Source organism: Dickeya aquatica, from assembly GCF_900095885.1.
In the GTDB taxonomy this organism is placed as follows: Bacteria; Pseudomonadota; Gammaproteobacteria; order Enterobacterales; family Enterobacteriaceae; genus Dickeya; species Dickeya aquatica.
In genome coordinates this window covers 1,095,316-1,114,590 of sequence record NZ_LT615367.1, presented here as the reverse complement: position 1 = coordinate 1,114,590, position 19,275 = coordinate 1,095,316, and the positions used below count along the sequence as shown (strand labels likewise).

16 protein-coding genes are annotated in these 19,275 nt (G+C 52.1%); 2 read left to right on the top strand and 14 right to left on the bottom strand.

The window, feature by feature from the left end; genetic code table 11:
- Positions 1-127: 127 nt before the first annotated feature.
- The 5 genes from DAQ1742_RS05115 to guaB form a co-directional block, all read right to left on the bottom strand.
- Entirely contained in the window at positions 128-571 is a 444-nt protein-coding gene (locus tag DAQ1742_RS05115; RefSeq protein WP_035343515.1) for a hypothetical protein, read from the bottom strand.
- Between the two features lie 83 nt (positions 572-654).
- A complete protein-coding gene (locus DAQ1742_RS05110) occupies positions 655-1,410 on the bottom strand; it encodes a DUF3750 domain-containing protein (protein ID WP_035343517.1) in 756 nt (251 codons plus the stop codon).
- Positions 1,411-1,530: 120 nt separating this feature from the next.
- Complete coding sequence (locus DAQ1742_RS05105) at positions 1,531-3,216, bottom strand: alginate lyase family protein (protein ID WP_232046590.1); 1,686 nt, start codon at positions 3,214-3,216, stop codon at positions 1,531-1,533.
- Between the two features lie 540 nt (positions 3,217-3,756).
- Positions 3,757-5,334: a glutamine-hydrolyzing GMP synthase gene (gene guaA / locus DAQ1742_RS05100; protein WP_035343520.1), complete on the bottom strand. Its 1,578-nt coding sequence runs from the start codon at positions 5,332-5,334 to the stop codon at positions 3,757-3,759.
- 92 nt (positions 5,335-5,426) lie between these two features.
- Entirely contained in the window at positions 5,427-6,890 is a 1,464-nt protein-coding gene (gene guaB, locus DAQ1742_RS05095; RefSeq protein WP_035343522.1) for an IMP dehydrogenase, read from the bottom strand.
- 171 nt (positions 6,891-7,061) lie between these two features.
- Between guaB and xseA the strand changes: the two genes are divergently transcribed.
- Positions 7,062-8,447, top strand: a complete 1,386-nt coding sequence (gene xseA, locus DAQ1742_RS05090) for an exodeoxyribonuclease VII large subunit (RefSeq protein WP_035346249.1) — start codon at positions 7,062-7,064, stop codon at positions 8,445-8,447.
- Between the two features lie 108 nt (positions 8,448-8,555).
- Positions 8,556-9,605, top strand: coding sequence for a M4 family metallopeptidase (locus DAQ1742_RS05085; protein WP_035343523.1), 1,050 nt, complete (start codon positions 8,556-8,558; stop codon positions 9,603-9,605).
- A gap of 87 nt (positions 9,606-9,692) precedes the next feature.
- Here DAQ1742_RS05085 and DAQ1742_RS05080 read toward each other — a convergent pair whose 3' ends face one another.
- From DAQ1742_RS05080 to DAQ1742_RS05040, 9 genes are all read right to left on the bottom strand, one after another.
- Positions 9,693-9,929, bottom strand: a complete 237-nt coding sequence (locus DAQ1742_RS05080) for a zinc ribbon domain-containing protein (RefSeq protein WP_071604102.1) — start codon at positions 9,927-9,929, stop codon at positions 9,693-9,695.
- Between the two features lie 68 nt (positions 9,930-9,997).
- Positions 9,998-11,488: a ribosome biogenesis GTPase Der gene (der, locus tag DAQ1742_RS05075; protein WP_035343524.1), complete on the bottom strand. Its 1,491-nt coding sequence runs from the start codon at positions 11,486-11,488 to the stop codon at positions 9,998-10,000.
- 130 nt (positions 11,489-11,618) lie between these two features.
- The gene (gene bamB, locus DAQ1742_RS05070; protein WP_035343525.1) at positions 11,619-12,800 is read right to left on the bottom strand and encodes an outer membrane protein assembly factor BamB; all 1,182 of its coding nucleotides are present in this window, start codon (positions 12,798-12,800) and stop codon (positions 11,619-11,621) included.
- A gap of 10 nt (positions 12,801-12,810) precedes the next feature.
- A complete protein-coding gene (locus tag DAQ1742_RS05065) occupies positions 12,811-13,431 on the bottom strand; it encodes a YfgM family protein (protein ID WP_035343526.1) in 621 nt (206 codons plus the stop codon).
- 13 nt (positions 13,432-13,444) lie between these two features.
- Positions 13,445-14,719, bottom strand: coding sequence for a histidine--tRNA ligase (gene hisS / locus DAQ1742_RS05060; RefSeq protein WP_035343527.1), 1,275 nt, complete (start codon positions 14,717-14,719; stop codon positions 13,445-13,447).
- Between the two features lie 180 nt (positions 14,720-14,899).
- Positions 14,900-16,021, bottom strand: coding sequence for a flavodoxin-dependent (E)-4-hydroxy-3-methylbut-2-enyl-diphosphate synthase (gene ispG / locus DAQ1742_RS05055; RefSeq protein ID WP_035343528.1), 1,122 nt, complete (start codon positions 16,019-16,021; stop codon positions 14,900-14,902).
- A gap of 31 nt (positions 16,022-16,052) precedes the next feature.
- Entirely contained in the window at positions 16,053-17,054 is a 1,002-nt protein-coding gene (gene rodZ, locus DAQ1742_RS05050) for a cytoskeleton protein RodZ (RefSeq protein ID WP_035343530.1), read from the bottom strand.
- The gene (pilW, locus tag DAQ1742_RS05045; protein WP_035343532.1) at positions 17,044-17,805 is read right to left on the bottom strand and encodes a type IV pilus biogenesis/stability protein PilW; all 762 of its coding nucleotides are present in this window, start codon (positions 17,803-17,805) and stop codon (positions 17,044-17,046) included. The genes rodZ and pilW overlap by 11 nt, the downstream gene beginning before the upstream one ends.
- A gap of 221 nt (positions 17,806-18,026) precedes the next feature.
- Complete coding sequence (locus DAQ1742_RS05040; RefSeq protein WP_035343534.1) at positions 18,027-19,205, bottom strand: bifunctional tRNA (adenosine(37)-C2)-methyltransferase TrmG/ribosomal RNA large subunit methyltransferase RlmN; 1,179 nt, start codon at positions 19,203-19,205, stop codon at positions 18,027-18,029.
- Positions 19,206-19,275 lie beyond the last annotated feature (70 nt).

Sequence of the window (19,275 nt, the reverse complement as noted above, 5' to 3'; positions counted from 1 at the left end):
GGAAATAATCCGTTTCAATAGGTTACGTTGCCCCTCAACGAGAGAAACGTTTTGGGTGGAAGGTGAGAGAGAAAACGGGGTGAAATGAGAAAGCACAGCCTGGTGGCCAGACCATGCTGCGCACGGGTTAGTACTGCAAACGATCGACAATCGAACCATTGGCATTACGGTACGTTTTTCTGCCGCTGCTGTCCGAGGTGGAGCTCCCGACTATCTTGCCGTTTCTGTCACGGTAGGTGGTGGTGCCCGTCATGCCTGTTGACGCTGACCCCACTATCCCGCCATTTGGGTTTCGGTATGTTGTTTCACCACTATTACTGGTATTGGCGCTCCCGACGATAGAGCCGTTAGCATTACGGTACGTGGTGTTTCCGCTGGTGTTATCCGTCGAGGCTGACCCAAGCATCCGGCCATTTTTGTCCCGATAGGTCGTATTGCCCATGCTATCGGTGGTCGCATTCATGCCCTGATAACTCATGCTGTCAGCATTCCCCTGCGTTTTGGCATTAGCATACGCCGACACACTCATCAACAGGCACAACAGCGCTATGGCTTTTTTTCGTACTAGCATCAATATCCTCTCACCAGGCTGGCAAATCGATTAAGCAGACACCCTTCCCGCAACACATCACTTGTGCCCACCAGAAAAACGCCTTAGTCATACCCGAGGCGGCCAATAAACGGCAACCGCAATGCCGGAGGGTTTAGGTCTACACCAAGATTAACCCCCAGCACATTCACCTCAATCCCCTCTTCTATGCCAAGATTAAGGCCAAGCATCCCCAACACGGACACCTGCACACCTTTACCCGATGAAGAGAGCCCCACCGGGTTCGTCAGAGCCCGAAAGTCTTTGCCTATCGCATTAGCGGGCAAATCTAGCTTCAGCTCCGGCACTTCACGGCCGATATGCGCCATAAACGTGTTGCTGTTAGGGCCGGGCCAGGCATGGTAAGTGTGAGGCCAGGGGTAGCTTTTCACCGCCTGCTCAATGTTGGGGATCATCGCCTCTGCGGCCTTGCCCCGGTGCGTCACCAGCACATGGGGCTGCGAGCCGAACCAGTAGCCATCAGGCACCGGCGTAGAGTTACGACGAACCACATCCCCTTCACCCCAGCCTATCACTTCATAGCGCTGATACTGGGTTTCCCCGGCTTTCTTGATGATAATCCACGGATGTACCGCCACCAGGCCGCGCCAGCCATAGGTGGCGGCGGTATACACCTGCACAATCGCCGTCTGGCTGTTCGCTACCGGGTCGGGTGCCAGTTTGGCTGAATCACGCCGTGCAGACAAATAATCCTTCCCGCCCATTTGCTCTGCGCTGTGTGCCGCGCGTATCAGGCTTTGACCAAATGAAAAGATCAATACGCCGCTCATCATCAGACCGGCCACCTTGAGGAATTTCATTAATGCGGGTCACTCCATGATTATCGTGAGAAGAGATAATCATCTCTTTGATTTTTATGATGCTATCCCAGCCACAACACCGTGATACGAGCCATAACGCGATGGCTCGTCTCTCAGGCATTAATTGATGACGCCCAGATCTGTTGGGTTAGGGTAGAGAATTGTCCAGCGGACGCTATCATCATTCACGCCGGTTGCCGTTGCGGAAATCTGATATGTCCCGGCATTCATGACAATATAACGTCCATTAGACAGCGCCTGCAATGTGCCGCTGCCATTTCCCGAGTCGTTATAGGCAAATGACTCACTGTTCGTTACCGCATCTGCCGTTGCCAGCACCGTGCCGTCAGCCGCGACTGACAGATATTTTCCGGTTTGCAGCGAACGAAAAGCAAATCTATTTTTTGCCAGATACACAGCCTGAAAACCATTTATCACCGATGGGCTTATTCCATTGACAACCGCAGGAGAGGACGTATTTATCACGGTTACCAGTGCGCCACTGTTATCCGCATTGATATATTTCTTTACCGATTGCAGTACAACATACATGTTATTTGATGCCGCAAGTGTATTGCCTGCCAGCACGCCCTCATAAGAAGGATGATCAAAATAAAACTTCCCTATTGGCATTCTGCCGATCACCTCTCGGGTATAAGAAAGTTTCTTTTTATCAACGCCTGCTGCCGTAAATAAATTCAGGATACCCTGATAAATGGGACGGAATTCACCACGAAAACGCGAAGACACCGTCAGCCCTGGCATCCATGAATAGCCTCTACGCATATCATCAAGCATATATCCTTTTCCCGGAATCGGTGTATAAGGAACATCATAGCCAAGATTATATTTGGCAATATATTCGGCAGCTTTAACCAGAGGATAACTATTATCGGGATAACTCACCAGATCTGCGCCTGCTTGCTGATATTGACGCTGATTATAACCAATCTGAGCGGCCATGACCAACAACCCCAAACCGCCTTGGGCATGAGCCTGGTCACGACCACTTTCCTGTAACTGACCGCTATCATTCTGTACATAATGAATGACTGAACCATTACCCTCGCCGTTTTTAAAATAATTCACGGCATCATTATAAATAACAGAATCATTTAACCAGATGCCCAGGCTCAAATGAAATACCGTATCAGCGGCATCCCAGTTACCGTTCGCCCATCCCCCATTGACCTGACCATAGGTGTGGGTGAGCGGGTAAAATACCGTCGTCATCATCGCACTAAAGCGCTCAATATCCGCAGCCGCCCAACCGCTATCGCTATAACGCAGAATTTCCGCCGCATTCAGTAATTTATATCCATAGAGACTGGCTGCAAGCTGCGCATCTTTTCCTTTAATAGACTGTAAAGTCGAAGACCAGCCATTAAGGATTTTAATTGCTGCGCTGGCATAAGCCGGGTCTCGTGTAATTGACCATTCAATGGCGAGTAATAATGCCGACGAAGCACTGGTTTGTAACTCACCGTTTCCAGAGCTGCCATAAACAGGGTCGTTCCTGTACACCACACTCTTCGGTGTAACCGAATAGCTGGCCCCGGCCAGATAATGCATTTGTAATATTTGCCAATCCCGAAACCAAGGATCTTTTTTATTATTCACGCCTGCTCTCATTTTATTGAGATCAGTAGACGTATACAGCATACCAGGATGAAGGAAAGTTGGATCATTCGTTGCCGCATAACTGAATACCGCCCCCATCAGGCATATCACCACCACGATGAAGGTTGAACCCCCCTGCCATACTCTTTTATATAAAGATACATTCATACATTTTTTCCTTTCCATAGCACTCTCCTTTTCATCGTATTTTCCTTTCCATAATTGCTTCCTTGCTATTTATGAAGGATACCGCTCCTCCCTGCTACAGAATAAAATATCACAGGCTGATTTTTAACGTGCCTATACCTATTCTGTACCAATAGTGATATTGGTCATAGCTACAGAGCGAGAGCAACACATGTATAAAATACAAATAACGTAACGACACTATACCCAATCTATCAGTAATCGTTTATGGGCGATAAAACGCTTTCCCCACGGCTCCTGTTAAAATCTGATAGCAATATTCGGTGTTCAAACCAAGAGGTATTTACAACGCCAAAACACATGCGCTGAACGTCTATTACTGCGCATGTCAGTGATTTCCTTCCTACTTGTGATGAGTAAGAGAAAAGCTTCAGGCATAGGATTTTCTTCAGGCGATAGCCTCACAAAAATAATCATCACCTCCCGAGATGGTGGTTTAACGCTGAAAAAAAGTCCGCTATTACGCGGACTTACGCTTGATTGAGTACCTGTCAGTACCAGACGTTTTCGGTTGGAAAATCATTCCCACTCGATCGTAGCTGGCGGTTTGCCGGAGACGTCATACACCACGCGGGAGATGCCATCAACTTCGTTGATGATGCGGTTGGAGACGCGGCCGAGGAATTCGTACGGCAGGTGTGCCCAGTGCGCGGTCATAAAATCAATGGTTTCGACAGCACGCAGCGAGACAACCCAGTCATATTTCCGGCCATCGCCCATTACGCCAACGGAGCGTACCGGCAGGAATACCGTGAATGCCTGGCTGACTTTGTCGTACAGCTCGGCTTTGTGCAATTCTTCAATGAAGATAGCATCAGCGCGGCGCAGCAGGTCGCAATACTCTTTTTTCACTTCGCCTAATACGCGCACGCCAAGGCCCGGCCCCGGGAACGGGTGACGGTAGAGCATGTTGTACGGCAGGCCGAGCTCCAGACCAATCTTGCGTACCTCGTCCTTGAACAGCTCTTTGAGCGGCTCAACCAGCCCCAGCGCCATGTCATCCGGCAAACCACCCACGTTATGGTGAGACTTGATAACGTGTGCTTTGCCAGTGGCAGAAGCCGCAGACTCGATAACATCCGGGTAAATCGTGCCTTGCGCCAGCCATTTGACATCGGTCAGCTTGCCAGCTTCTTCATCAAACACCTCGATGAAGACTCGGCCAATAGTTTTACGCTTGGCTTCCGGGTCGTTAATGCCTGCCAGCGCTGACAGGAAACGGTTTTCCGCCTGAACATGCACAATGTTGAGGCCAAACTGGTCGCCAAACATTTCCATCACCTGTTCGGCCTCGTTCAGGCGCAGCAGACCATTATCCACAAATACGCAGGTCAGGCGCTCGCCAATGGCACGGTGCAGCAACAGCGCCGTTACCGAGGAATCCACTCCGCCGGACAGGCCGAGGATCACTTTGTCTTCCCCCACCTGCTCACGAATACGCGCAACGGCATCATCAATAATTTTTGCCGGTGTCCACAGGGCGTTGCACTGGCAGATATCGCGTACAAAACGCTCAAGCATCTGCTGGCCCTGACGCGTATGGGTCACTTCCGGGTGGAACTGTACGCCATAGAAGCGTTTTTCTTCATTCGCCATAATGGCGTACGGGCAGGTATCGGTGCTGGCCACCGTCACGAAATCAGCCGGAATAGCGGTGACTTTATCACCGTGGCTCATCCACACATCCAGCAACGGCGCACCATTAGCACTCACGGCGTCCTGAATATCACGGATCAACGCACTGTTGGCTTTAACTTCCACTTGCGCATAACCAAATTCGCGCTCGCTGGAGCCTTCCACTTTGCCACCTAACTGCATCGCCATGGTTTGCATACCGTAGCATACGCCCAGCACCGGCACGCCGGCCTGGAAAACATATTCCGGCGCGCGCGGGCTATTAAACTCGGTGGTACTCTCCGGGCCGCCGGAAAGGATAATGCCATTCGGGTTGAACTCGCGAATCTGCGCTTCGGTGACATCCCATGCCCACAGTTCGCAGTATACGCCCAGCTCACGCACGCGGCGGGCGACCAGTTGTGTATATTGCGAACCGAAATCCAGAATAAGAATGCGATGTTGATGAATGTTTTCTGTCATGAGAGGCGTATTCCACTACGGATAGAAGCAAAAGAAAAATTGAACCCGGCGAGTTTACCGGGTTCGTTGCATTAAATCAGCCGATAACGCGCTTAACCCATGCGGTAGTTCGGCGACTCTTTGGTAATGGTGACGTCATGGACGTGGCTTTCCTGAATGCCAGCGCCGCTGATGCGCACGAATTCGGCTTTGGTACGCAGCGCATCGATAGTCTGACAGCCCGTCAGGCCCATGCAAGAGCGCAGGCCCCCCATCTGCTGGTGCACTATCTCTTTCAGGCGGCCTTTATAAGCGACGCGACCCTCGATACCTTCCGGCACCAGTTTGTCAGCCGCATTGTCAGACTGGAAATAACGGTCGGATGAGCCTTTCGACATTGCTCCCAGTGAGCCCATACCACGGTATGATTTGAACGCACGGCCCTGATAAAGCTCGATCTCCCCTGGAGATTCCTCCGTACCGGCCAGCATTGAGCCCACCATCACGCAAGCCGCGCCTGCCGCAATGGCTTTGGCAATGTCACCAGAAAAGCGAATACCGCCATCGGCAATGACCGGGATCCCGGTGCCTTCCAGCGCATCAACCGCATCAGCAATTGCGGTAATTTGCGGCACACCGACACCCGTGACGATACGAGTCGTACAGATAGAACCCGGGCCAATACCGACTTTAACCGCGCTGACGCCAGCTTCTGCCAGCGCACGAGCGCCAGCGCCCGTCGCCACGTTACCGCCGATTATCTGCAAATCAGGGTATTTGGCACGCGTTTCACGAATGCGCTGCAACACGCCTTCGGAGTGGCCGTGGGAAGAGTCAATCAGCAACACATCAACACCCGCGGCCACCAGCGCATCAATACGCTCTTCATTGCCTGCACCGGCACCCACTGCGGCACCCACACGCAGACGGCCATGCTCGTCTTTGCAGGCGTTGGGTTTACGTTCAGCTTTCTGGAAATCTTTTACGGTGATCATCCCGACCAGACGGAACTGATCGTCGACCACCAGCGCTTTTTCAATACGGCGTTCATGCATTCTTTGCAGCACGACTTCACGCGCTTCACCCTCTTTCACCGTTACCAGACGCTCTTTAGGTGTCATTACGGCACTGACCGGGCGATCCAGATCGGTGACGAAACGCACATCACGCCCCGTAATGATCCCGACCAATTCATTACCGGTAGTCACCACCGGATAACCGGCAAAACCATTACGTTCGGTCAACGCTTTTACCTGACGCAAGGTGGTTTCAGGGGTAACCGTTTGTGGGTCAACCACCACACCACTTTCATGGCGCTTCACGCGGCTCACTTCTTCTGCCTGCCGTTCGATAGGCATATTTTTGTGAATGAAGCCAATCCCCCCTTCCTGAGCCAATGCAATGGCAAGCCCGGACTCCGTTACGGTGTCCATCGCAGCAGAAAGCATCGGAATATTCAGGCGAATACGCTGGGTCAGTTGGGTACTCAGATCTGCCGTGTTGGGCAAAACAGTGGAGTGGGCAGGAACGAGAAGAACGTCATCGAAGGTCAGAGCTTCTTTTACAATACGTAGCATGGCAATATCTCACCGGAATTGGGATAGGTTTTAGATAAAATATTGCCGTGGCATTATACAGGCCGAAATCGATTGCCTCCAGCATTTTTTTATAAAAATGCTTGCGAACCACCGGATGCCCGGTAATATCGATTGATTAACTCCCTGTTTTTCTATTTGATCCAGGTCACAATGTCCTCATTGCCTTCATCCACTATCTTTACCGTCAGCCGCCTGAATCAGACGGTAAAACAGTTGCTGGAAGCAGAAATGGGCCAAGTCTGGCTCTCTGGCGAAATTTCCAATCTCTCCCAGCCCTCTTCTGGTCATTGGTACTTTACGCTGAAAGATGAACGCGCTCAGGTGCGTTGTGCCATGTTCCGTAACAGTAACCGGCGTGTCACCTTTCGAGTGCAAAATGGACTACAGGTGCTGGTACGCGCCACGCTCACGCTGTATGAGCCACGCGGTGACTATCAGCTACTGGCTGAAAGTATGCACCCGGCAGGCGACGGCGCATTACAACAGCAATTCGAACAGTTGAAACAACGCCTGTCCGCACAAGGGTTATTTGATGTCCAGCACAAACAGCCGCTGCCCAAACCGGCACGTCAGGTTGGCGTCATTACCTCGGCCAGCGGTGCAGCACTGCATGATGTTCTCCATATTCTGCAACGTCGAGACCCATCACTACCGGTCGTTATCTACCCGACGGCAGTACAGGGAAGCGAAGCGCCTGCGCAAATTGTTCGGGCGATTGAGCTGGCTAACCTGCGCAGAGAGTGCGATGTGCTTATCGTCGGGCGCGGAGGCGGCTCGCTGGAAGACCTGTGGAGTTTCAATGATGAACGTGTGGCTCACGCCATTTTTGCCAGTCGCATCCCTATCGTCAGCGCCGTCGGGCACGAAACGGATGTCACCATTGCCGATTTTGTGGCCGACTTGCGCGCGCCCACGCCATCAGCAGCCGCAGAGCTGGTCAGCCGTAATCAGCAAGAATTACTCAGGCAGCTCCAGGCACAGCGTCAGCGGCTGGAGATGGCGCTCGACTACTATCTGGCGCAGCGTCAGCAACAGTTGGCACGCCTGCAACACCGGCTGCATCAGCAACATCCGCAATTGCGCCTGGCGCGCCAGCAAACGCAGCTTATTCGCATGAAGCAGCGACTAAACGATGCCATTCAGCAGCAGTTGCGCCGGCAAAAACACCAGCAGGAACGCCTGAATCAACGCTTAACACAGCAGCATCCACAGCCCCGCCTGCACCGGGCACAACAGCACATACAACAGTGTCGTTACCGGCTGCAACACGCTCTGGAAAAACAGCTTAACCAGCAGAAACAACGCTTTGGTGAAGCCTGTTCACATCTCGAAGCCGTTAGCCCCTTGGCTACCCTGGCTCGTGGTTATAGTGTAACCACTACCGCGACTGGTCAGGTCATGAAGAAAACGACGCAGATAGCCCCCGGCGATAAACTGAAAACCCGCTTGCGTGATGGTTGGGTAGAAAGTCAGGTAACTGAAATAAAAAAAGAATCTTCACTTTCCCGCACCGTAAAGCGGGAAAAAAATATTTAATGATTAGGCTATACTTATCGTGTCGTCACTGTGGTAGATCAATCAGGGTAAAACAATGTTGATAATATGTTGCAACCCATATTTGAGCCCGGCATAAGGAGATGAAGTATGAAGTTCGCTCGTAGCATTATTCCGCCCTATATATTGCATCGTATTATCAATAACGGATCCGATGAAGAGCGTCGGTGCGCACAACAAACGCTGATGCACGTACAGTCGTTGATGGTCACGGCAGTTACGCATCCTGTCAGCCATGAAGAACGCGCTGACACGCAAGTGCTGCGTGAAATTTATGATGCAGCTCACCAGCAAACGTTACCCGGCAGCGTTATCAGAAAAGAAGGTCAGTCCGGTAATGGCGATACTGCGGCTGATGAAGCCTATAATGCGTTGGCCGTTGTGCATGATTTTTTCTGGAAGGTATTTGGCCGTAACTCACTTGATAACAAAGGATTACCGCTGCTTGCCAGCGTGCATTACGGTAAAAACTACCAAAATGCGTTCTGGGACGGTAAGCAGATGGTGTTTGGCGATGGCGACGGCAAAATATTCAACCGGTTTACCCTGTCGCTGGATGTCATTGCACATGAAATGTCACACGGAGTTATCGAAAGCGAGAGTAACCTGCTCTATTTTCGCCAGTCTGGTGCGCTGAGTGAATCCCTGGCTGATGTGTTTGGATCGATGATTAAACAGTATCATCGCAACCAGAAAGTTCAGCAGGCCGACTGGATTATCGGTGAAGGCCTGTTGAGTGATGATATCGATGGCAAAGGATTACGTTCACTGGCACGCCCCGGTACCGCCTACGACGATCTGCTACTTGGTACGGACCCACAGCCCGCCCACATGCGTGACTTCGTCAACACCCGTGAGGATAACGGCGGCGTGCACCTGAACTCGGGTATTCCAAACCGTGCGTTTTACCTCACTGCTATCGCACTGGGGGGTTATGCCTGGGAAAAAGCGGGCCAGATTTGGTATGACGCAATATGCGACAAAGAGTTACCACAGAATGCCGATTTCTCTATTTTTGCCCGTTTCACCGTTGAGCATGCAAAAAAACGCTTTAATGCGGCCGTTGCTGAAGCCGTTATGCGCTCCTGGCATCAGGTTGGCATTGATACGGGTATCCTTCATGAACATGAGCTGGAGTAATTTACGGACGCTTGCAAATACCAGAAGGTTTACCCGGGCTGTACACATCAGGGGCTCAAAGCACATGCGGCCAGTGCCTTATTGTGGTTATGCCAGATCCTGATAATGAACGTGTATTCGTGTGCGTGATATCAAGCCATGCCCGTTAGCACACCAATAGCTTTTCGAGCCACAGCCAGCCAATACCTGCAACGGCTGTGCGCAATCAGGGCACAGAAACACCCGCCGATACTGACGTTTGCAGCGCTCACACCGATACTGCGCCTCGGCCATTTCGCTCATGGGCTGCTGGCATGAAGGGCAGTGGGTCTCGCTTAACACCATGTTTTCCCTACTCGATTCGACAATAAGGCGGGATTTCTCCCGCCTTCGAGTCACTCTGCAATAAGTGATTATTTGCTTTTCTTGATATGTTGCATCAGGCGTTTACGTTTACGCAACTGAGTTGGCGTCAGCGTGTTTCGCTTGTTGGCAAACGGGTTTTCCCCTTCCTTGAACTGGATACGGATTGGGGTTCCCATCACATCGAGTGAGCGCCGATAGTAGTTCATCAAATAGCGTTTGTAAGAATCGGGCAAGTCTTTAACCTGATTCCCATGGATGACTACGATCGGCGGGTTATAGCCGCCTGCATGCGCATATTTCAGCTTAACGCGACGGCCACGCACCAGCGGCGGCTGATGATCGTCCACCGCCATTTGCATAATGCGGGTCAACATCGCGGTGCCGACACGGCGCGTCGAACACTCATAAGCCTCATTCACTGACTCAAACAGATTACCCACGCCACTGCCATGCAGGGCCGAAATAAAGTGGATGCGCGCGAAATCAATAAAACCAAGGCGCAGATCCAGCGTTTCTTTAACCTGTTCTTTCACTTCCTGTGATAAGCCATCCCACTTGTTCACCACGATGACTAATGAACGGCCAGAGTTGAGAATAAAGCCCAACAGCGACAAGTCCTGATCGGAAATCCCTTCACGGGCATCAATCACCAGCAGCACCACGTTAGCATCTTCAATCGCTTGTAATGTCTTGATAACAGAAAACTTTTCAACAGTATCTGTTATCTTGCCACGCTTACGAACCCCGGCGGTGTCTATCAAGACATAATCACGACCGTCACGCTCCATAGGGATATAGATGCTGTCACGCGTGGTGCCCGGCATGTCGTAGACCACCACCCTGTCTTCACCGAGGATCCGGTTAGTCAGCGTTGATTTACCGACATTTGGCCGCCCGACGATAGCAAGCTTGATAGGCAATCCTTCCAGATTGGGAGCCTCATTTTCTGACTCATCGTCATCAAGGGCTTGCGCCTGCGCCAACTGCTCCCAATACGCTGCATTCTCTTCTTCTTCAGTCAGTTCACGCGCCTCTTCCTGAGGGTCAGTTGCGAACGGCAACAGCACCTTTTCCAGCAACGCAGTGACCCCCCGGCCATGGGATGCGGCAATAGGGTAGACCTCCCCCAGGCCAAGCGAGTAAAAATCTGCAACACCGGTATCGATATCGATACCATCGATTTTATTTGCGACCAGAAAGGTATCTTTTTCACGGGTGCGCAGGTGTTGGGCAATAGCGTGATCGGCAGGCATCAGCCCATCGCGGGCATCCACCAAAAACAGCACGATGTCGGCCTCTTCAATCGCCAGCAACGACTGTGCGGCCATTCGGGTTTCAACACCATCTTCATTGCCATCAATACCACCGGTATCGATGATGATGAACTCATTGCCTTCGACTTCAGCACGACCATACTTGCGGTCACGCGTCAGCCCAGGGAAATCCGCCACCAAGGCGTCACGGGTGCGCGTCAGGCGGTTAAACAGCGTGGATTTACCCACATTCGGGCGCCCGACAAGCGCGACGACAGGTATCATTGTTACAACCTCATTGCTTATAATTCAACTTGTTACAGCAGAATTCTCTGCTGATGATAAAAGACGAAACGGCCCCTGATGATATCAGGAGCCGTTATCAGGGCAGTTGGCTGCCCGGGCACAGAAAGGGTTAACGGGTAAAGGCGTAAACTTCACCGCCTTTCGCCTGCACCAGCAGCTTATCGCTGGCCACCACTGGCTTACTCAGCAGACCTGAGCTGTCCACTTTCTGCTGGGAAACAAAGCGGCCATCGACGGTGTCTATCCAGTGGAGATAGCCTTCCGCATCACCCACCACCAGATAACCGTTATACAGCACTGGCGCAGTCAGGTTACGGTGCAACAAATCTCCCTGCTTCCAGACGACCACACCACCGCTGGTATTCAGCGCCACGACACGATCGTCCTGATCCACCAGATAGATGCGCGAACCATCAACAATAAAATCATTGACCGAACCGATTTCGCGCTTCCAGCTTACCTGACCAGAACGCAGATCAAGTGCCGTCAGGTTGCCGTTATAGCCAAGCGCATAAACCACATCCCCCGCTACAACTGGCGTGGTATCAACGTCGTTAAGGCGTGCTATCTCGGTTGCTCCACCGGGCTGGGAGATACGTTGCTGCCAAATCAACTGCCCTTGATTAATCATCACTGCGCTAACGCGGCCATTATCGCCACCGACAATAGCTGCACCAAAAGCGGCGACCGGTGCTGATTCACCACGCAGTGAAAGCGCAGGCATGTCCAGGTTCACCGTCCATTTGATGGCACCGTCAGATTCGCCAAGCGCCTGTAACATACCATTACTGGTGTGCACCAGTACCACACCATCGCTGATTACCGGACGAGACAGCACCTCGCCTGCAACTTTGGTCTGCCATAACACAGAGCCATCATCGGCATTAAGCGCAAACAACTGCGCACGCTCGCTACCGACATACACATGGTTGCCCGATACGGACACACCACCAGAGAGCAACGCAGGAACATTGCTGGAGAGCAAACCGGTTTTCTGTGATAAATCAGCCCGCCATTTCTCTTCGCCGCTGTTAAGATCCAGGGCTTTTACCATGCCATGACGATCGGCGGCATAAACGCGGTTATCCTGCCATGCGGGGCGCAGGTTTGAGTAAAACTCTCCTGTACCACCGCCAACAGAGCGACTCCAGACTTTGGCTGGCGTAAACTGGCTATTCACCTGCGGCAGTGGCGACATTTTTACCACATCTTCTTCACGATCAAACAGCGAACAACCGCTTAACAGGGTTACAGCAACCAGTCCGACCAACAGTGTTTTACGCAATTGCATGAAGTCCCTCTTAACTGGGCAGATTATTCAGTTTGATACGTAACAGAGATTGCAGTCCCTGAGAAGGTTTCGCTGCCATGGCTTTATTGTAAGCCTCGCGCGCACCCTGACTATCACCTTTACTGACCAGCACATCGCCACGCACATCGGCAACCATTGCCACCCAGCTTTCAGATTTGACAGACTCGAGTGTTTTGAGTGCATCATCCGGTTTTTTCTGCTGTAGCTGAACACGAGCCAGACGCAGCGTGATTAGCGCTTGCAAATCACCATCTTTAGTCTGCCCCTGTGCCTGACGCAGTTGCTGTTCAGCCTTGGTGATATCATTTTTTTCTACAAACTGGTGCGCCAGAGCCAGCGACGTTAACGCACCATAATTGCCATGATCACCGGCCGCAAACTGCTCTGCGCCTGCAACACCTTCTGTTGTGCCAGCAGACAGAGACTCCGTAACCTGTTGATAAGCAGCAGACGTTGCCATCGTGCTGCTCTCCTGGTGGTTCTGCCAGAAACGCCAGCCCACCAGAGCACCAATGCCCAGCACAACGCCGATAGCCAATGCTTTGCCATTCTCAACAAAGAAACGGCGAAGTGCATCAATCTGTTCATTCTCAGTGGTATAGACTTCCACGCTGCCTTTCTCCTTAATTCAGTAACGCCACCAGACGCGCTGCCACATCCGCTTGTACCAGGGTTTCCTGTTCGCCGCTGGTGAGGTTTTTCACCACCACCTGTCCGGCAGCCACTTCATTTTCACCCAGCACCAGCGCCACCCGGGCACCACTCTTATCCGCACGGGTAAACTGTTTTTTGAAATTACCGCCACCGTAATTGGTCATCAGCTTTAACTGCGGCAACTCATCACGCACTTTCTCTGCCAGTTGAATTGCCGCATGTTGCGTGCCGCTGCCTGAGGCGATGAGGTACACATCAACACCGGCTTGAGCCACAAATGACGGATTAACGGTTTGTACCAGCAGTACCAGGCGCTCAAGACCCATGGCAAAGCCCACAGCAGGCGTAGCAGAGCCACCCAACTGTTCCACCATGCCATCGTAACGGCCACCACCACACACTGTACCTTGTGAACCAAGGCTACTGGTTACCCATTCAAACACGGTACGGTTGTAATAATCCAACCCACGAACCAGTCTCGAATTGACCTTATATGGGATACCTGAGAGGGTTAAAAGTTCACACAATTCATTGAAATGTGCTCGGGACTCATCATCCAGATAATCCGTCAGCACCGGCGCATCATTAAGCAAGGCTTGCACCTGTGCATTTTTAGAGTCGAGCACGCGCAATGGGTTGGTGTACATGCGGCGTAAGCAGTCTTCATCAAGCTTATCTTTATGCTGCTCCAGAAAAGCGATCAGAGCCTCACGATAACGGGCTCGAGCCTCAAGGGAACCGATAGAGTTGAGCTCCAGACTAACGTGCTGGTCAATGCCCAACACTCGCCACCAACGCGCGGTCATCAGGATCAATTCCGCGTCAATATCCGGCCCTTTTAAACCGAACACCTCACATCCTAACTGATGAAACTGACGATAACGCCCCTTTTGAGGACGCTCATGTCGGAACATCGGCCCGATATACCACAGGCGCTGCTCCTGATTATACAAAATGCCATGTTCAATTCCGGCTCGCACACACCCGGCTGTCCCCTCGGGTCGCAGCGTCAGGCTGTCGCCGTTGCGGTCTTCAAACGTGTACATTTCTTTTTCGACCACATCGGTCACTTCACCAATCGCACGTTTGAACAGCGAAGTCTGCTCGACAATCGGCACACGGATTTCGTTATAACCGTAACCACGAAGTACCTGTTTCAGGCTGTCCTCAATGCGCTGCCACAATGCCGTTTCGGCTGGCAGATAGTCGTTCATGCCACGGATGGCTTGAATATTCTTTGCCACGTCAATTCTCTATGTGTGATTCGAAATGGTGTATTTTCGAAATAATGATGTGTTTTGCCAAAACAGACCCGATTATAGGAGCAACAATCGCATCTCTTCAATGTGCCGCGCCTTACTGAGCCTGTAGCGGGCCTGTCGATTCAGGCAGAAACAGCGCACGCCGCCTGCCTGCATCGTCGGTCACTTTTCCACGACATTGATAGCAATACGCTGGGTTTCATCCAGCATTGCCGCTTTGGCACGAATTTTCGCTTCCAGCTGTTCTATCATATCATCGTTATCAAAACGCTCTTTTTGCCGTACACCATCTTCATAAAAGCCGCTTTTCTTGTTGCCACCAGTCACGCCAAGCGTTGACACCAGCGCCTCACCCGGCCCGTTGACAACACAGCCAATGATTGACACATCCATTGGTGTAATGATGTCTTCAAGGCGCTGTTCCAGCGCGTTGACCGTACCTATGACATCGAACTCCTGACGGGAACAGGTTGGGCAGGCAATAAAGTTGATACCCCGGGAGCGAATACGCAGTGATTTGAGAATATCAAAACCGACTTTGACTTCTTCCACCGGGTCTGCGGCCAGCGAAATACGCAACGTGTCACCAATGCCTTCTGAAAGCAGCAGGCCAAGACCAATGGCGGATTTAACCGCACCACTGCGTGCACCACCGGCTTCGGTAATGCCAAGGTGCAACGGTTGCTCAATCTGAGCGGCCAGCAGGCGATAAGACTCTACGGCAAGAAACACATCCGAGGCTTTGACGCTGACTTTAAACGTATGAAAATTCAAACGATCAAGAATATCCACATGCCGCATTGCCGATTCCAGCAATGCCTGTGGCGTCGGCTCGCCGTATTTTTCCTGCAAGTCTTTTTCCAGCGAACCTGCATTAACACCGATACGAATGGGGATATTTTTATCCCGCGCACAATCGACAACCGAACGAATGCGCTCTTCATTGCCGATGTTACCGGGGTTAATACGCAAGCAGTCCACCCCGTATTCGGCCACTTTCAGCGCAATACGGTAGTCAAAATGGATATCCGCCACCAGCGGAACATTCACCTGCTGTTTGATGAGTCGAAACGCTTCGGCTGCGTCCATAGTCGGTACGGAAACTCGCACGATATCCACACCAACCCGCTCTAATGCTTTTATCTGCCTGACAGTCGCGTCAACGTCGGTAGTGCGGGTGTTGGTCATGGATTGCACCGCAATGGGCGCACCATCACCGACCGGCACCTTGCCGACGTAAATCCGGGTTGATTTTCGGCGGTTGATGGGTGCTGGATTATGCATTACTTCTTCTCCACATTGCCTGTACGACAGATCACTCAGCCGTTAGCGTCAAACGCGCCACCTGATGGCTTTTCACAAAACGGCTCAGATCCACCGGTTTACCCTGGAACTCTATCTGTAATGCACCGGGAGCCCCAATCTTCAAACGATACGGAGCCTGGCCGGATACACTCAGCGCAGACCCGCCACGCTGTACACCACTTAACAGTTTCTTGCCCGTGGCATCCACCACTTCCAGCCAGCAATCGGCAGTGAAGCGCAGGGAAAGCGCGCCGGGTTCATTGGCGGCTTGGGTTGCCGCAAGCGTACTGGCAGGTGCCGTAGCCGACTGTTCCAACAGCGGTTGTGAGGCAGGTGTAGCGGAAGGCGATGTGGCAGTTGCGCTCACCGCCGCGCCTGCTGATGAGGCTGGCGTTGCAGGCGTGCCAGTTGACGAACCGCTTGCTGATGCAACAGAATTTGTCGCGGCCACACCACCCGCAGCCCCTAAAGCAGCATCAGCGGCGACACCGTCATCGTCCACCGGCTCAGCATCATCACCAGTCTGTGCCGCTTTGCGGTTCTGCGGGGCATTGGCATGATCCACCATGGAATTGATTTCCTGCTGCTGAGCCTGATGGTTTTGCCACCACCACGCCACCGTCAACCCCAACACACCTATCAGGATAAGCCAGGTAAACAGCATCAGCCAGCCGTCGCGCTTTTTGCGGCTTTTACCCAACGCAAGACGCTGCATTGGTGCAACATTCGCAACACGGCTTGGCACAACCTGCTTTTCCAGCATCGGCAGCAGTTCGTCTTCAGGAAGGTGAACCAGACGAGCGTAAGAACGGATGTAACCACGCAGGAACGTCGGGGCGAGGCCAGCAGGCGTATTATTGTCTTCTATCTCTCGAACGGTCGATATTTTCAGACACAACCGCTCGGCAACAACCTGTTGCGTCAGTCCCAAACGCTCACGCGCATCACGTAAACGCTCACCGGGGGTCATTATTGTTGCTACAGTATTATCTTGAGTGGCTTCAGTATTCATTAGCTAAGAACTGCTGGTACTGTTTGGATTGTGGAAAACTTCGCGCCAGCTGCTTGCCATAACGTTCAACATCGTCATGTTTTTCAGCCCGCGCGGCGAAACGAATCTGTAACCACAGGCTTTCGGCGCTGGCCGCAAGCCGTGGCTGATAAACCCTCAGGAGCAGCATCTGCGCCTGCTCATAATCCCCGGCAGCAAAACGACTGTTTGCTTCTGCCAACAGTCGATTCCCTTTACCCGGCTCATACCTCAGCGCACGACCAAGCCACTGTGCTGCATCTTGCGTACGACCGGCGTTGAGAAAACAATATCCTGCATTCTCAAGCGCATCAGCAACCTGATGGTAATCAGCAAGTTGCACAGCAGCATCAAACTGCTGTTGCGCCGCTACATACTGCCCTAAACGGCAGAGAAACGCACCGTAATTATTCAGCACACTGCCGTTTGCCGGTGACTGTTGTAACAAACGCCGGTAGCGCTTTTCAGCCGCCTGATTTTCACCAATATGCTGCTCATAAAGAGCCATTCCGAGTTGCACCTGAACATCCATGGGGGCCACGCGCTCTGCTTTTTGCAGATTATCTCGGGCGGCTTCAACATGATCACGAACCAGATACTCCAGCCCCAGTTGCAATCGCGTTTGAGCAGCTCCAGAACCAGAAGGCGCGGAGGACAACGACGCACACCCTGCAATCATCAAGGCAACACTCATGATGCCAATGCGTACGGCACTGGCTGATATCCTTATCATTGTGACTCCCGCTATGCCATCCTGGCATGTTAAGGCTGCAACATCATAGCGCACTTTCGCCCAATCTGTTTGCGGCAACTGTCTGACTCTTTTCGGCTGATGTCCCTCAGCCAGGCAGCAATGCCAGCACAGCTATGTGCCGGAACATGCGGATATGATAAGCCCCACAAGGGGATTTATCACCTGCTTTCCGGCGCAAGCAGGTTGATTTGGCATCGGTTTCAGACGCTTTTTACTGCAATCGTCTCGCGTTGCATTTTTTTCTTGAGCGTGCGCTTGGTTCTGTCCACCACTTCACCAGCCAGCTGTCCACAGGCGGCATCGATGTCATCACCTCGGGTCTTACGCACGATAGTGGTAAAACCATACTCCATCAGTACCTTGGAAAATCTGTCTACGCGGCTATTCGAGCTGCGACCATAAGGCGCACCGGGGAACGGGTTCCAGGGGATAAGGTTAATTTTACATGGTGTGTCTTTCAGGCATTCCGCCAGTTGATGGGCGTGCTCAGTACCATCATTGATGTGGTCTAACATCACGTACTCCACCGTCACTCGCCCCTGATTGGCATTGGATTTATCCAGATAGCGTCGTACGGCAGCCAGGAAGGTTTCGATGTTATATTTTTTATTGATTGGCATGATTTCATTGCGGATTTCATCCGTCGGCGCATGCAGCGATATCGCCAGCGCAACATCAATCATGTCACCCAGCTTATCCAAAGCAGGCACCACACCGGAGGTAGAAAGCGTCACCCGGCGCTTGGAGAGACCAAACCCAAAATCATCCAGCATTATCTCCATCGCAGGCACCACATTGGTCAAATTCAGCAACGGCTCGCCCATGCCCATCATCACCACGTTGGTGATGGGGCGCTGGCCGGTTACTTTGGCCGCACCGATAATTTTCGCTGCTCGCCACACCTGGCCGATAATCTCGGAAACGCGCAGGTTACGGTTGAACCCCTGCTGAGCCGTCGAACAAAATTTGCACTCCAGTGCACAACCGACCTGCGATGACACACACAGCGTCGCTCGTTCTTCTTCGGGTATGTACACCGTTTCCACCCGCTGACCATCAACCAAAATAGCCCACTTGATGGTGCCATCAGAAGATCGCTGCTCATCCACCACCTCTGGCGCACGGATTTCTGCTATCTCCTGTAACTTACCGCGCAGCACCTTATTGATGTCGGTCATTTGATTAAAATCATCACAACAGTAGTGATAAATCCATTTCATGACTTGATCGGCACGGAACGGTTTTTCACCCAGCTCGGCAAAAAACAGGCGCATTTGCTGACGATTAAAATCCAGCAGGTTGATTTTTTGCTGGCCGCTACGGGCAGCCGTAATGGCATCGGACACGACGATTGCAGGAGATACAGTTTGCTCTGACATAAATTGACTCATGGCCTCGTTGTTACACGTTATGGCGCGAAAGGGATGATAGATAATTGAGAAAGAAACG